Annotated in this window: 14 protein-coding genes and 4 tRNA genes; 15 read left to right on the top strand and 3 right to left on the bottom strand. The window is 39.8% G+C overall.

The genetic code is table 11. From position 1 onward, the window contains the following. Window positions 1–188: 188 nt before the first annotated feature. A complete protein-coding gene (locus tag AAEZ18_RS14245) occupies window positions 189–1100 on the bottom strand; it encodes a YbjQ family protein (protein ID WP_011328554.1) in 912 nt (303 codons plus the stop codon). Between the two features lie 175 nt (window positions 1101–1275). Between AAEZ18_RS14245 and AAEZ18_RS14240 the strand changes: the two genes are divergently transcribed. Then, window positions 1276–1536 (top strand): hypothetical protein, encoded by a 261-nt coding sequence (locus AAEZ18_RS14240; RefSeq protein ID WP_192532648.1) that lies wholly within the window; start codon window positions 1276–1278, stop codon window positions 1534–1536. A gap of 173 nt (window positions 1537–1709) precedes the next feature. Here the strand turns inward: AAEZ18_RS14240 and AAEZ18_RS14235 are convergent. Continuing rightward, window positions 1710–1786: transfer RNA gene (locus AAEZ18_RS14235), tRNA-Pro, on the bottom strand. Between the two features lie 124 nt (window positions 1787–1910). Next, entirely contained in the window at window positions 1911–2534 is a 624-nt protein-coding gene (locus AAEZ18_RS14230) for an arylesterase (protein WP_011328552.1), read from the bottom strand. On the opposite strand from AAEZ18_RS14230, the gene AAEZ18_RS14225 reads away from it, so the two are divergent. The 14 genes from AAEZ18_RS14225 (at window position 2535) to AAEZ18_RS14160 (ending at window position 14382) form a co-directional block, all read left to right on the top strand. Then, window positions 2535–3248 carry an ABC transporter ATP-binding protein gene (locus AAEZ18_RS14225; protein ID WP_011328551.1) on the top strand — a complete coding sequence of 238 codons (714 nt, stop codon included), beginning with the start codon at window positions 2535–2537 and terminating at the stop codon, window positions 3246–3248. Further along, the gene (locus tag AAEZ18_RS14220; RefSeq protein WP_089368501.1) at window positions 3238–5739 is read left to right on the top strand and encodes an ABC transporter permease; all 2502 of its coding nucleotides are present in this window, start codon (window positions 3238–3240) and stop codon (window positions 5737–5739) included. Before AAEZ18_RS14225 ends, AAEZ18_RS14220 begins: the two co-directional genes overlap by 11 nt. 129 nt (window positions 5740–5868) lie before the next feature. After that, on the top strand, window positions 5869–6393 hold the full coding sequence (gene ruvC / locus AAEZ18_RS14215) for a crossover junction endodeoxyribonuclease RuvC (protein WP_011328549.1): 525 nt from the start codon (window positions 5869–5871) through the stop codon (window positions 6391–6393). A 2-nt stretch (window positions 6394–6395) separates the two neighbouring features. Further along, window positions 6396–7013 carry a Holliday junction branch migration protein RuvA gene (gene ruvA, locus AAEZ18_RS14210; RefSeq protein WP_089368500.1) on the top strand — a complete coding sequence of 206 codons (618 nt, stop codon included), beginning with the start codon at window positions 6396–6398 and terminating at the stop codon, window positions 7011–7013. Between the two features lie 7 nt (window positions 7014–7020). Continuing rightward, a complete protein-coding gene (gene ruvB / locus AAEZ18_RS14205; RefSeq protein ID WP_011328547.1) occupies window positions 7021–8028 on the top strand; it encodes a Holliday junction branch migration DNA helicase RuvB in 1008 nt (335 codons plus the stop codon). A gap of 1061 nt (window positions 8029–9089) precedes the next feature. After that, window positions 9090–9794 carry a protein TolQ gene (tolQ, locus tag AAEZ18_RS14200; RefSeq protein ID WP_041454480.1) on the top strand — a complete coding sequence of 235 codons (705 nt, stop codon included), beginning with the start codon at window positions 9090–9092 and terminating at the stop codon, window positions 9792–9794. Then, window positions 9781–10212, top strand: a complete 432-nt coding sequence (tolR, locus tag AAEZ18_RS14195) for a protein TolR (protein WP_041454479.1) — start codon at window positions 9781–9783, stop codon at window positions 10210–10212. Before tolQ ends, tolR begins: the two co-directional genes overlap by 14 nt. Before the next feature lie 4 nt (window positions 10213–10216). Then, the gene (tolA, locus tag AAEZ18_RS14190; RefSeq protein ID WP_011328544.1) at window positions 10217–11122 is read left to right on the top strand and encodes a cell envelope integrity protein TolA; all 906 of its coding nucleotides are present in this window, start codon (window positions 10217–10219) and stop codon (window positions 11120–11122) included. 9 nt (window positions 11123–11131) lie between these two features. After that, window positions 11132–12490 (top strand): Tol-Pal system beta propeller repeat protein TolB, encoded by a 1359-nt coding sequence (tolB, locus tag AAEZ18_RS14185; protein ID WP_011328543.1) that lies wholly within the window; start codon window positions 11132–11134, stop codon window positions 12488–12490. 35 nt (window positions 12491–12525) lie between these two features. Then, complete coding sequence (gene pal, locus AAEZ18_RS14180) at window positions 12526–13068, top strand: peptidoglycan-associated lipoprotein Pal (protein ID WP_011328542.1); 543 nt, start codon at window positions 12526–12528, stop codon at window positions 13066–13068. 13 nt (window positions 13069–13081) lie between these two features. Next, a complete protein-coding gene (gene ybgF / locus AAEZ18_RS14175) occupies window positions 13082–13828 on the top strand; it encodes a tol-pal system protein YbgF (protein ID WP_350595056.1) in 747 nt (248 codons plus the stop codon). A 179-nt stretch (window positions 13829–14007) separates the two neighbouring features. Further along, window positions 14008–14083, top strand: a tRNA-Lys gene (locus AAEZ18_RS14170). 78 nt (window positions 14084–14161) lie between these two features. Continuing rightward, window positions 14162–14237 (top strand) — tRNA-Lys (locus AAEZ18_RS14165). 69 nt (window positions 14238–14306) lie between these two features. Beyond that, window positions 14307–14382, top strand: a tRNA-Lys gene (locus AAEZ18_RS14160). Window position 14383 lies beyond the last annotated feature (1 nt).

Below are 14383 nucleotides of genomic sequence, written 5' to 3'. Positions count from 1 at the left end.
AATGAATAAAAAGTAGGTAAAAACGATGTTATTTGAGCTAGCGGAAGCATTTTGAATATTTAGGACACTTTAAGCCAAACGATATTTATCTTAGTAAAAATTAAAGCGATTAATTATTAGAATGGGTGTCACATTAATTTTTTATTTGTCCTTACAATTTATTTAAGATATTTGCAGGGCTTTGTAAGCTACTGCTCTATTATCACTGCTGTACCCGAGGCGACAATAAACAACATGCCAGCTTTACCACCGCCTGATATTTCACTGTAGTCTAGGTCTATACCAATTACAGCGTTAGCGCCTAAAGAATAGGCTTCTTTTCTTAGCTCAGTTAAAGCTGTTCTGCGGGCATCTCTTAAAGTGTTTTGTATACTTTTATTTCTGCCACCAAAAGTATCACTGAGACTGGCTAATATATCTTTGAAGATATTCATCCCATAAACACACTCAGCAGTTATAACATCCAACCTTTTGAGTACTTTTAAATTTGATGCTGTTTCAGTAGTAAGCACAACTTCGTTAGGGCCTCTAATTACTTTAAAGTTTTTTGTAGTGAGGCTATCTTTTCTTTTTTCAATTTCGCTTAGGTTATTTTTTATTCTTTCATTTAAAGCTGAGAGTTTAGTATTTAGATATATATCTTTTGTAGCTTCTATCTTATGAGCAGTTTCTTTAGAAACACTCGTTAAATATTTACCATAGAAAAGGAGATCATAAGAGGAGTTACATTCAACAGTCCTCAAACCCGCTATACCATAGTCTTTTGATTTAAAGCTGAGTAGTACACTAGAGAGCGTAATTTCATTGTTGTTTACATCTAAAAGCTTTTCATTAATATTATTATTTATCGTTGTGTTTTCTTTGATGCCATGTTTTTTATACACACCAGATAAGCTATAAGTCGTGATTAAATTGCAAAGGAATTCATTCTTATAAAATATTGATGCGACACCTTTGTAACCATCTTTTTTTAGTGAAAAGCTGAGGTGCTCAATCTCATAAGTTGTTTCAGTAAAGTTATTGGTTAGGCCTTTGTCGTTTAAAGTCCATTCGGTTTTGGTATTTGAAGCTTTTGATTGTTGATTATCTGATAAAAACATAACCGTCCTTAGTAGTTTTAGTGTTATTAGAATTACAAAAGGCGCTAGCAAATTCAAGTCATTTAAGTTTAATTATCCATAGCCTTCTTATTGAACACAATTTTATGCCTAACTGAATCGCCCGAAATGATTGTAATAAAAGGAAGGGTATAATATGACCTTCTAAGGAGGATATATGAATACACAGCATAGAATTGATAACGATAAACTAGTATTTAAAGCGCTGGTATTAAAGCTTAATGAATCGCATAAATATAAAAACCCTAGCTACCAGTATTTAGTTAATCATTTAAATAACATAAACTTAAAAACTAGTTGGGGTAATACATGGACGCGTAAAAGCTTATTTAGATATTTACAAAGAAACGGGTTTTCGGGTGTATGGGGGCTTAGAAATAGCCTAGAACAATACAGCAAGCTAGCTAAATTTTTATAGGGTATTTTCCTACACCGTAGAAGGGGGATTCGCAACCAGTACGCGCAAGCAATTAAAGAGTTGAATTTTAATTCCCGACTATAAAAAAGAGTAGAGTGGCTACACATTGGCTACACGCAATGCGTTAGGCTAAAACGGAAGTCTTATAATTAGAGGTAAGGTATTGATTTAAATGGTCGGTATGGAGAGATTCGAACTCTCGACCCCTGCCACCCCATGACAGTGCGCTACCAAGCTGCGCCACATACCGACTGAGGTTGCAATAGTACGTGTATTTTTTTAAAAATCAATAAGCATTTGTTTGTTTGAGTGTTTTTTGCGCAAGCAGGCTGAAAATAGTTTCCTTGCGCAATTAAAAGTAGTTAAGCATGGCGCTAGTCTTTATTTAACCACAGTTTGATCGTGTTATACATTTCGTCTCGTAGTATTGGTTGCGCAGTTTTGTTAGGGTGCAAGTTATCGTTTTGCATTAAGTCGTTTTGCCCAGCAACTTTAAGTACAAAAAAGTCCATAAGGTAAGCGTTTGTATTTTTACTTACTTGTGTAAAACTATCGGTAAACATTTTACTGTAACGTGGCCCGTAATTTGGGGGAATATAAATTTCCATTAAAGCGCTGGTGGCATTGGCTGCTTGGCTTTTTTTGATTAATTCGGTTAAGTTAGCTTGTAGCTTACTCACCGGAAAACCACGTAAACCGTCGTTTGCGCCCAGCTCAATAAGTACATGAGTTGGTTGATACTGCGCTAGCAAAGCATCTACACGGCGCAGTGCGCCACCGGTTGTTTCGCCACTGATACTGGCATTAATAAGTTTGATATTACTTTGCTCAGCATCGTATTTATCTTGTAACAATTGTACCCAGCCTTGTTCTTGTTTAAGTCCGTAGGCTGCGCTTAAACTGTCACCAAGTATTAAAATGGTGTTATTAGCTGCTGCACTTAGTGGTTTGATAACTAAAAATAAAATGAATACAAAACGTAGGATTGAATGAGTCATATGTCAGCGCTTTCTCAATTAAATATAATTCAAGTAAATGGTTTGTCTAAAGTGGTATCTACCTTTGAAGGTGAGTTGCCCATCCTCAGCGACATCAGCTTTAATGTCAAGCATGGCGAATCTGTTGCAGTAGTGGGCACTTCTGGTTCTGGTAAATCTACGTTACTTAGTTTGTTAGCTGGGCTTGATACGGCGAGTGGCGGTGAAATATTTTTAGATGGCGAGCCGCTACATAATCTCGATGAAGAAGCGCGTGCTGGGCTGCGCGCCGCAAAAGTAGGCTTTGTATTTCAGTCGTTTATGTTAGTACAAAGTTTAACAGCGCTTGAAAACGTAATGCTACCCGCTGAACTTGCAGGGGAGCGCGACGCTAAACAGCAAGCACTTATTTTGCTAGAAAAGGTAGGTTTGGGTCATCGCATCGACCATTATCCGTCGCAACTCTCTGGTGGTGAGCAGCAACGTGTTGCAATTGCGCGGGCATTTATTGGCACGCCAAAAATACTGTTTGCCGATGAGCCTTCGGCAAATCTAGACAGTAAAAACGGTAAAATGATTGAGTCGTTATTATTTGATCTAAATTCGCAGCACGGTACTACGCTTATTTTAGTAACGCATGACGAGGCACTTGCACAAAAATGCCAGCATATTATTCAAATTGAAGGTGGCCGATTAGTAGAAAACTCAGCAGAGGAAATAGCAAATGTGGGCTAAGTTAGCGCTTAAGTTATTTTCGCGGGAGTTTCGCCGTGGTGAGCTTACGGTGATAAGTGCGGCTATAGCGCTTGCGGTACTTACCGTGCTTACTTTATCTATGGTTACCGAGCGTATTGCACAGAGTATTGCGCAAAAAAGTAGCGCCTTTATTGCCGCCGACCGAGTGCTTGGCAGTAATCACGTAATCGACACTTCTTATATAGCTAAAGCAGAGCAACAAAATTTAAAAACCGCACAAATGCTTTACTTCGACACTATGTTATTTGCCAACGACGAAATGCAATTTAGTTCGGTAAAAGCGGCCTCAAGTGGTTACCCGTTAAAGGGGCAACTTAAGGTTAAGTCGAGCCTAAATGGAGAAACCGAAGTTGCTAACGGCGGACCAACACTTGGCAATGTGTGGCTTAGCGAGTCGGTATTTTATAGTTTAAATATAGATATAGGCGATGTAGTAGAGCTAGGTGCTGCATTATTTAACGTTGAAAAAGTAATTGTAGAAGAGCCCGACGCGCCTTTTAATGTGTTTTCGAGTAGCCGCAGGGTGCTTATAAACATTAACGACGTGGAAAAAACAGAAGTAATACAACCGGGTAGCCGAGTGTTTTATCGTCAGCTTTATGCCGGCGATGAAAGCGATATAAATAGTTTTTACGATTGGCTAAAACCGCAGTTAAAAGAAAACCAGCAATGGTATGGCGTAAAAGATCGCCAATCGCCAATATCTAATAGTTTAAACCGTGCAGAAAGCTTTTTGTTGCTAGCAGGTTTGCTGGGCATTATTTTAGCCGCAGTGGCAATTGCGGTGTCTGCAAAGCGTTATTGTGAACGCCAATACGACCCAGTTGCTATGATGAAAACCTTAGGTGGTAGCCGGGCAATGATCCGCAAAATTTACCTTACACACTTATTAATGGTGTGTTTAATGGCGGTAACAGTGGGTTTATTAATTGGTTATGGTTTACAAGAAATTGCAACACATTATTTAGCAAAAAGCATGGGTACAACGTTGCCAATGGCGGGTTTTAAGCCGTGGTTAGTGGCAATTAGCACAGGTGTAATTTGTGCAGTGATGTTTTCTATCAAGCCGTTATTTGATTTATTTGATATTCCGCCATTGCGAGTGCTGCGTCGTAACTTAGGCGATAAACTAGCGGTTAGCAGGGTGCACTTAGCTATGAGTGCGTTTACCGTGTTTTTACTCATGTGGCTATTTAGCAATAATATAAAAATTACTCTGATTTTGTTTGCCTCAACCCTAACTTTAATTGGCGTGTTGTTTTTGGTGTCTAAAGTTATATTTGGTGGTGGCCGTAAATTGGGCTTAAAGCCGGGTAATAGTTGGTCGCTGGCAATTGCGTCAATTCAAAAGCGTGCAAATGTGAATGCAGTCCAGCTGATCAGCTTTTCCCTCGCTATTAAGCTATTACTATTTTTAGTGGTACTTAAAAACGACATGATAGCCGATTGGCAGTCGCAGTTACCAGACGATGCTCCCAATGCATTTTTAGTCAATATTACCCAAAACGAACTTGAGCCAATTAATACTTATTTGGCGCAAAAAAACATTCAGGTATCGGAGTTTTATCCCACCATTCGTGGCCGGGTAAATGCGGTAAATGGCGAGCTGGTAGCGCGAGAAGTATCATTGCAAGACAACGAGAAAAAAGATGAAGAGGCACGCGCTGGTATTGGTCGCGAGCTAAATTTAACCTGGCTTGAAACGCCGCCAGCGCAAAACGAAATAGTGCAAGGGCAGTGGTTTAATGAAAACACATTAGCAGAGGCATCTATTGAGGAGTCTATGCTTGAGCGTTTAGATGTTGAACTTGGCGACACGTTAACGTTTTTAATTGGTGCGCAGTCGTTTGACGCTAAAATTACCAGTGTGCGTAAAGTAAACTGGGCCACCCTTAAGCCAAACTTTTTTATTATTTTAAGTCCTGATGTGCTCAAAGACTTTCCGGCAACCTATATATCGTCGGTACGTATTGAGCCTGATCAAAAACGCGACTTTAGTCAATTGCTGCGCAGCTACCCAACGGTTACCGCCATAGATGTAGGTAACTTTGTTAAACAAATACAATCAACCATAGAGCAAGTGTCACTTGCAATTGGCTTTGTACTTACTATTGTGGTGTTGTGTGGTGCACTGGTATTAATATCGCAAGTGCAAGCAAGCTTAGGCGAGCGCATGCAAGAAATTGTAATACTGCGCACACTTGGTGCAAAAAGCCGGCTTATTAAAAACGCCACTTTATATGAGTTTTTATTGCTTGGTGGTTTGGCCGGCTTAGTTGCCGCTTTTTTTAGTGATATTGCGCTATTAATTGTACAGCAGCAGTTATTTGATCTGGCGGGTAAATTACATCCACATATTTGGATAATAGGACCGGTGGCAGGTGGAGTGTTTGTAGCGGGGTTAGGCTATTTTATGATTGCTCGCACACTTAAGCAAAACACCCAAGGGCTGGTGCGTGCGTTAGGTTAAGTTGCCAATATTTAAGCAAAAGGAAAACGCCCACTTAAGTGGGCGTTTTTGTTTTATTGTTACTGGTAATTTATACAGTGCTCTGGCATTATTAGCCTAATTAACGAATAACAATAATGAGGGTGCTTTTTGGCCATAATTTTAGGGATTGATCCAGGCTCACGCTTAACTGGCTACGGTGTTGTAGCGCATCAGGGATCTAAATTCACTTATTTAGGCAGTGGTTGCATTAAATTAGCGGATCATGAGTTTCATATAAGACTTAAAATGATTTACCAAGGCATTACCCAGCTTATAGAGCAGTTTTCGCCAGAAACCTTCGCGATAGAAAAAGTGTTTATGGCGCACAATCCCGACTCAGCCTTAAAGCTAGGCCAAGCACGTGGTGCTGCTATTGTAGGCGCTGCAATGGCCGACTTACCAGTATTTGAATACTCAGCAAGGCAAATAAAACAAGCCGTAGTAGGCAATGGTGGCGCCGATAAAACTCAAGTACAGCATATGGTTAAAAACATTTTAAAACTACCTGGTACGCCACAAGCTGATGCCGCCGATGCACTGGCTATTGCTATTTGCCATGCGCACTCAGAACAAAATTTAATAAAACTAGCGGGTAGCGCAAGCAAAACCGTTAGAGGACGTTTAAGGAAATAACTATGATTGGTCGCTTAAATGGTATTTTAGTAGAAAAACAACCTCCCGAAATATTATTAGAGGTAAATGGTGTTGGCTACGAAGTGCAAATGCCAATGACCTGCTTTTACGACTTACCTAAAGTTGGCGAAAATGCCATTGTTTATACTCATTTTGTAGTACGCGAAGATGCACAACTATTGTTTGGCTTTAACAATAAAGTAGAGCGTGCCTTATTTAGAGAGTTATTAAAAGCCAATGGCGTAGGGCCAAAGCTAGGTTTAGCTATTTTGTCGGGTATGTCGGCGCAGCAATTTGTAAGCTGTGTAAATAACGAAGACTCCACAAGCTTAGTTAAATTACCCGGTGTAGGTAAAAAAACCGCCGAGCGGCTAGTACTCGAAATGAAAGACAGATTAAAAAATTGGGGCAACGATTTATTCACCCCTTTCAGCGACAGTGCGGTTATTGAGCCGTTTAGCGACGCAACAATTGCTAATAATGCCGCCGATGATGCTGTGTCGGCTTTGGTGTCGCTAGGTTATAAATTGCCACAAGCGCAAAAAGCAGTAAAATCAGTAAGTAAACCCGATATGTCTACTGAGGTTCTTATTAAAGAATCTTTAAAATCAATGCTGTGAGTAACCTATGATCGAAGCTGATCGCTTAATTGACGCGACTGAAAAACCCAACGAAGACTCTATAGACCGTGCAATTAGGCCAAAATTACTCGCCGATTACCGTGGTCAACCGCATGTTAAACAGCAAATGGAAATTTTTATTGAAGCGGCCCGTAGCCGAGGCGAAGCACTCGATCACCTGCTTATTTTTGGCCCACCAGGTTTGGGTAAAACTACATTAGCTAATATTGTTGCCAACGAGCTGCAGGTAAATATAAAGGCAACCTCAGGGCCAGTGCTCGAAAAAGCCGGTGATTTAGCCGCATTGCTAACCAACCTTGAAGAAGGTGATGTATTATTTATTGATGAAATACACAGGTTAAGCCCACAAGTTGAAGAAATACTCTACCCAGCAATGGAAGACTACCAACTTGATATTATGATAGGTGAAGGCCCAGCAGCACGCTCGATAAAATTAGATTTACCCTCGTTTACGCTTATTGGCGCAACGACTCGCGCGGGTTCGTTAACCTCGCCACTGCGTGACCGCTTTGGTATTGTGCAGCGCTTAGAGTTTTATTCAGTAGAAGACTTATCGTACATAGTAGGGCGATCGGCGCATTTTCTTGATTTAGAAATGTGCGACGAGGGTGCAGTTGAAATTGCTAAACGCTCACGCGGTACCCCCCGTATTGCCAATAGATTACTACGCCGAGTGCGTGACTACACCCAAGTAAAGTCAGACGGTACGGTAAACGCCGAAGTGGCAGAGCTGGCACTTAATATGATCGATGTAGATAAAAGCGGTTTTGATTATATGGATCGTAAGTACTTACTCGCCATTATAGAAAAATTTATGGGCGGCCCAGTTGGGCTCGACAATATAGCTGCAGCTATTGGCGAGGAAAAAGAGACTATTGAAGATGTAATAGAACCCTTTTTAATTCAACAGGGCTTTATTCAGCGTACACCCCGTGGACGAATAGTGTCAGACAACGCATATCATCACTTTGGTTTACTACCAAAGCAAGACTAATAAAAAGCTTTACCCAATTTAAAAAGCCATTGCGATTAATTAATTGCAATGGCTTTTTAGTTTATGCTTAGCCGTGTTTTATGTTGCTTTGCGCTGCCGTTATATTCATTCTATAGGCACGTTATTGGCGCTATACTTGGTGAGTTTTAATGTGGTTGGTATGCGTACTTAAATTTAGCAATAATTCACGATGCGTTAAGTCAATCAAGGTTATTGTGCCTGCGTTATATTGCTGGTGTTAACTAATAGGTGGCTTGCTGTGGCGCACTAGCTTAGGCTTTATGCAATTGTTATAAACGCTAAAGTTGTGATGTTAACTTAATACCTAGGTATTAATGTTATGAAGATTATTTATGGGCAAAAAAAAGCCCGCAAATAATGCGGGCAAACAACAAGTTGAAGGAAGTAATCTTGGGAACTCTATTTTACTTACTTAGGTTTTATCCTAAAAAAGTAAAACAATGTAATACGATGAAATGTCATATTACGAAGAACTGGGTGCAATGAAAACTTTCATTTAATGCGTTAGTTCGGTATGAGGTAATAATACCGAAGAGTTGTTTTTTGTTCAAACTAGAAAATTTATAATTTCAGATAAAAAAAACTAATCTGAATGCTTTTTATGAATGTTCAATTATTGCACGTTAATTAATCGTTAACATTATAACTTTATGAAATTATTTGCTTATATTGTATTTTGCAGTAAATTTCGGTATTAGTTTTACTATTACGTTAAAGTAAACCTTAGGTTGTTTTGCGTGCTTATGCTTATATTTTGAATAAACAGCTAATTTAACTGAGTGTTACCTTTATAATAGCGCATTAATAAACACTAATATTAATTACGCAATTATAATAAACGGGTTATTTTACGGTTTAATAAAAATAAAAGAATTTTTTAACGTTTTTTGTTGTCTATTCATAGCAAGATCGTTGTAAGCGGGAAATACACTATATACACTAGCTACAATTTTAGACGCTTACCCTTTGTAGTTCTGGTGTAAGGTCATATTATCCAAATAAATCAATTTGATGTGTTTTTAATTTTTTAGGAGTTTAACGTGGGATCAGGGCTTAATTTTTTAGATCTAATTCTAGAAGCAAGTTTGCTTGTGCAACTAGTGATGCTAGCGTTAGTAGCGATGTCGGTAATGTCGTGGGCTATTATTTTTCAGCGTAAAAAAGCAATCTCAGACGCTTTAAGCAATGCCAAAAAGTTCGAACAAAAGTTTTGGTCTGGAATTGATTTAAGTAAGCTGTATAGCGAAATTTCATCACGTAGTGGGCAATCAAAAGGTATAGAAGCATTATTTACCGCTGGCTTTAAAGAGTTTGCACGTCATAAAAAAAATACATTTCAAAGTGCTGGCATTGTTATGGAAGGCACACATCGCTCCATGCGCGTGGCGCTTTCGCGTGAAGTGGAAAAGTTAGAATCAAGTTTGTCATTTTTAGCAACCGTGGGCTCAATTAGTCCATATATAGGCTTGTTTGGTACAGTATGGGGCATAATGAATGCCTTTATTGCACTGGGCGAAGTTAAGCAAGCTACGCTACAAATGGTAGCACCAGGTATTGCTGAAGCGTTGATTGCTACTGCAATGGGTTTATTTGCAGCTATTCCAGCTGTTATTGCTTATAACCGTTTTGCTAATAAAGTTGAAAAATTAGAAACGCATTACATTAACTTTATGGAAGAGTTTGCTAATATCCTACACCGTCAAGCAGCTACTCAAATAGAGGCCCAAGCGAATGTATCAGCGTAAAAAGCGCCGTCCGGTCGCAGAAATTAATGTAGTGCCTTACATTGATGTAATGTTGGTACTACTAATTATATTTATGGCTACAGCACCACTCATTACTCACGGTGTTAAAGTTGACTTACCAAAAATGGAAGAGTCAGACTTAGTTGATACTAAAGATACGCCACCTATTATTGCCTCTATAGATGCTGATGGCCGATACTATGTAAGCGTAGGCACCGACCCTGAAGAGCCAATGGAAGCGCTAGATGTAGCTGCCGTAATTAAGTTACAGCTGATGAAAAATCCAGATGTACCTGTAATGATAAAAGGCTCGGGCAAAGTGTCATATCAAGAAGTATTACTATTAATGGACTTTTTAAAAAGAGCAGGCGTGCCATCGGTAGGGTTAATGACAGAATCCTTTGAGGGGACGAAGTAGCCTTATGCAAACACCATTAATTAAATCAGTACTTTTACATGTGGCATTAGGTGGGTTTTTGTATGCCACCGCAAATATTCATCCGCCAGCGCCTAAGGTAATGGAAGTTACACTTAATTCGGCTATTCCCGATGTAGATAAAGCGGTGTCTGCGGTAACGGTTGATCAAAAACAGGTTGAGCAAAAAATTGCGCAACTTAGAAAAAAAGAAGACGATCAAAAGCGAGCTGAAGATAAACGTATTCGCGATTTAGAGCGCAGAGCTAGTAATGCGCGCAAAGAGCGAGAATCAGAAGCACGACAAATTAAAAAGTTAGAGCAACAGCGTAAAGCCAAAGAGAAAGAAACGGCAGAGGCGCAAGCGCAAGCTAAAAAAGCACGTGCCATAGAGCAGCAAGAGCGTGCTAAAGCTAAGCAAGCCGAAAAGCAAAAGCAAGAGTCTGAAAACGCTGCAAAGGCTGCCGCTGATAAACGCAAAGCTGAGGAAGATGCGCTTAAAAAAGCACAAGCTGAACGCAAAAAACGCGAAGCAGAAGCCGAACGTAAGCGTGAGCAAGCAATGCAAGAGCAAATGTTACAAGAGCAACTTGCTAAAGAGCAGGCTGCCCGCAGTAAAATACGCCAACAACAAGTAGTGAGTGAAGTAGATAAGTACCGTGCATTAATAATGGCGCGTATACAGCAAAACTTACTTATTGACGAAAAAATGAAAAATCAGCAGTGCCGAGTTAACATTCGTTTAGGCTTTAATGGCTTAGTAACGCAAGTGACTTCATTAGGCGGCGATAGATTAGTGTGTGAAGCTGCATTAAGAGCGGTGCGTATGGCCGACACATTACCGGTATCAAAAGATAAAGACGTATTCGACCAACTTAAGAATATAAATTTAACAATCAAGCCAGAATTTTAAAGGAATGATATGTTCAACAAAGTAAAAGTAGCCTGTTTAATTTTATTATTGGGTTTTCAGGGCGTTGCAAATGCAGCCCTGGAAATTGTAATAACAGAGGGTATAGATGGCGCACGACCAATTGCTATTGTGCCATTTAAGTATCAAGGTATTGGCCCTATTCCACAAAAGATCAGCGAAGTTATTGCTGCAGATTTAATGCGCAGTGGTAAATTTAAGCCTGTAGATGTAGCACAAATGCCGCAACAGCCAAGTAAAGATAGCGATATTAACTATGCTTCTTGGGTAAACAAAGGAGTAGAGGCGATATTAGTTGGCGAAGTTGAGCAGCAATCTAATGGCCGCTACTTGGTGCGTTATGAACTGGTTGATGTTATTCGTGGGCAAATTACCGGTGGTCAAACGCAAATGATGACTAACGGTAAATTAATTAAAAACCAAGACCATATTTTAGAAGCACGTGAAAGTATTATTAGCGACACCGGCTTTCGTCGTTATTCACACCGTATAAGTGATGTGATTTACGAAAAGTTAACCGGTGAAAAAGGCGCATTTTTAACTAAAATAGCCTATGTTATAGTACGTGATAATGACGACAGACCTTATCAACTGGTAGTTTCTGATTACGATGGTTTTAATGAGCAAGTATTACTGCGCTCTAAAGAGCCGTTAATGTCGCCTGCATGGTCGCCCGATGGCACTAAGTTAGCCTATGTAACGTTTGAAAATCGTCAGAGCCAAATTTACATTCAAGACCTATACTCAGGTAAACGTGAATTGGTTACTAGTTACCCTGGTATTAACGGTGCACCGCAGTTTTCGCCCGATGGTAAAAAGTTACTATTAGTACTTTCAAAAGATAAAACCGGTGCAACCGAAGTTTATTTACTAGACTTAGTAACACGCAAAGAAACGCGTCTTACTCGTCATCGCAGTATAGATACAGAGCCATCGTGGCATCCTAATGGCCAAGATATTGTATTTACATCTGAAAGGGGTGGTAATGCCCAGATTTATAAGTTAAATTTAAAAACTGGCAGAACACAAAGATTAAGCTTTGACGGTGATATGAACCTAGCAGGTTCAATAACACCCGATGGCAAAGAATTAGTGATGGTTAACCGTACCAACGGGCAGTACCATCTTGCTAAAAAAGAGCTGGCTACAGGTGCGTTTCAAGTATTAACACGAACTCGCCTTGATGAATCACCGAGTATAGCGCCAAATGGCTCGATGATTATATATAGCACGCTTCATAATAATAAACAGGTACTTGCGCTGGTATCGATGGACGGTCGCTTTAAAGCACGGTTACCTGTGCTAGACGGACAAGTAAAGGCGCCAGCTTGGTCGCCATATTTACAGTAATAATTGCTGGTTTACTCAAAATAGGAATCTACTCAATGCAACTTAATAAAATACTTAAAGGCCTGCTAATTGCTGTGCCAGTAATGGCTTTAGCAGCTTGTAGCTCATCTTCAGATATAGATGAAGGCGCAGCTAACCAATCAAATCAAGGTATGGTTGAGCAATCAACAAATACTGACACAGTTGAAGTAGCGACAATTTCGCCAGAGCAACGTGCAGAAGAGCAACTTCGTCAAAAATACGAAGCACTTCGTCAAGAGCAAGTAATTTACTTTGATTTTGATAAAGCGACAGTTGAAGGCAAGTACGCTGATTTATTACGCGCACACGCTGAGTTTTTAGTTCAAAACTCATCTGTTAAAGTACTTATTGAAGGCCACGCAGATGAGCGCGGTACGCCAGAGTACAATATTGCACTAGGTGAGCACCGTGGCCAAGCAGTTGAAAAATACCTACAAAGCTTAGGTGTTTCTGCAAGCCAAATGTCAGTGGTAAGCTACGGTGAAGAGAAACCTATGGTTAAATCTCGCACTGAATCAGCTTTCGCTAAAAACCGCCGTGCGGTACTAGTTTACTAAGATAAGAGATATTATGAAGCCGAAAATTATTTTGGCAGCCATGATATTGAGCGGGAGCACCCAGTTAATGGCTGCTCCCGCTCCTGTTTCAGAAGCTGCAAGTTCACAATCGAGTATTGAAAAGCGTTTAGCGTCGTTAGAGAATATGATGCAACAACGTAACTTTTTACAAGTTGAGTTACAGCAACAGCTTAATTTATTGCAAGATGAAGTAAGCCAAATTCGTGGTGTAACCGAAGAGCAAAGTTATAAGCTAGAAAAAGTGCTGCAGCGTCAGCGCGAGCTTTATCAAGAAATTGAAAACCGCGTAAGCCAAGCTTATAGTCAACCGGCTGCCACAGCGCCTGGAGTTGATCACACGCAAGCAAGCGATACTCAGACATACAGTGTCGATTTATCTGAAAACGAAGCATACGAGCGTGCTGTTGCTTTAATAATGAAAGATAAACGCTATGATCAGGCGATCCCAGAGTTTCAAACTTTTTTAACTACCTACCCAAATTCTGTGTATGCATCAAATGCACATTATTGGCTTGGGCAGCTGCTCACGATAAAAAATAACCCAGCTAAAGCAACGGAGCATTTTAAAGTGGTGGTTAATGAATTTCCAAATTCAAATAAGCGCCCAGATGCCATGTTAAAGTTAGGTACTTTGCTACAAGAGCAAAATTTAGCAGCCGAAGCGCAAAAAATACTGAACGATTTAATTAATCAGTATCCAAGTACCACTGCTGCAAAATTGGCCACAAAGCGCTTATAAAATTAATACAAGAGACTTGATTAGGCTGCTTTTTGTCATAAGCGGTCTAAAATTGTTCAGCTAAGCATAAAAACTTAAAAAAAGAGACAATTTCGGTTGCACTCATTTTATAAATAAGTATTATAAGCGCCCGCAGCAAACGAATGGTTACCCCACTCGAAATGCGACAAAAATAGAGCGGGTCATTAGCTCAGTTGGTAGAGCAGTTGACTTTTAATCAATTGGTCGATGGTTCAAATCCATCATGACCCACCATTATATTTATAGTAATAATGGTCTATTATCGGCGGATTTACGTAAGCTTAATTAATTATTAAATTAAGTACCCAGAGCGGGGCATTAGCTCAGTTGGTAGAGCAGTTGACTTTTAATCAATTGGTCGATGGTTCAAATCCATCATGCCCCACCATTCTTTATATTTAAGAATGGCTGGAATCGGCGGATTTACGTAAGCTTAATTAAATTAAGTGCATAGAGCGGGGCATTAGCTCAGTTGGTAGAGCAGTTGACTTTTAATCAATTGGTCGATGGTTCAAATCCATCATGCCCCACCAT

It is taken from the genome of Pseudoalteromonas sp. 19-MNA-CIBAN-0066, assembly GCF_040308705.1.
GTDB lineage: Bacteria > Pseudomonadota > Gammaproteobacteria > Enterobacterales > Alteromonadaceae > Pseudoalteromonas > Pseudoalteromonas nigrifaciens.
Note: the sequence above shows the minus strand (reverse complement) of the source record. Positions and strands in the feature narration are given on the sequence as shown.

Bases quoted from the DNA above. Each gene is read 5' to 3' on its own strand.
- AAEZ18_RS14245 (WP_011328554.1), bottom strand. From the start codon at position 1,100: ATGTTTTTATCAGATAATCAACAATCAAAAGCTTCAAATACCAAAACC.
- AAEZ18_RS14240 (WP_192532648.1), top strand. From the start codon at position 1,276: ATGAATACACAGCATAGAATTGATAACGATAAACTAGTATTTAAAGCG.
- AAEZ18_RS14230 (WP_011328552.1), bottom strand. From the start codon at position 2,534: ATGACTCATTCAATCCTACGTTTTGTATTCATTTTATTTTTAGTTATC.
- AAEZ18_RS14225 (WP_011328551.1), top strand. From the start codon at position 2,535: ATGTCAGCGCTTTCTCAATTAAATATAATTCAAGTAAATGGTTTGTCT.
- AAEZ18_RS14220 (WP_089368501.1), top strand. From the start codon at position 3,238: ATGTGGGCTAAGTTAGCGCTTAAGTTATTTTCGCGGGAGTTTCGCCGT.
- ruvA (WP_089368500.1), top strand. From the start codon at position 6,396: ATGATTGGTCGCTTAAATGGTATTTTAGTAGAAAAACAACCTCCCGAA.
- ruvB (WP_011328547.1), top strand. From the start codon at position 7,021: ATGATCGAAGCTGATCGCTTAATTGACGCGACTGAAAAACCCAACGAA.
- tolR (WP_041454479.1), top strand. From the start codon at position 9,781: ATGTATCAGCGTAAAAAGCGCCGTCCGGTCGCAGAAATTAATGTAGTG.
- tolA (WP_011328544.1), top strand. From the start codon at position 10,217: ATGCAAACACCATTAATTAAATCAGTACTTTTACATGTGGCATTAGGT.
- tolB (WP_011328543.1), top strand. From the start codon at position 11,132: ATGTTCAACAAAGTAAAAGTAGCCTGTTTAATTTTATTATTGGGTTTT.
- pal (WP_011328542.1), top strand. From the start codon at position 12,526: ATGCAACTTAATAAAATACTTAAAGGCCTGCTAATTGCTGTGCCAGTA.
- ybgF (WP_350595056.1), top strand. From the start codon at position 13,082: ATGAAGCCGAAAATTATTTTGGCAGCCATGATATTGAGCGGGAGCACC.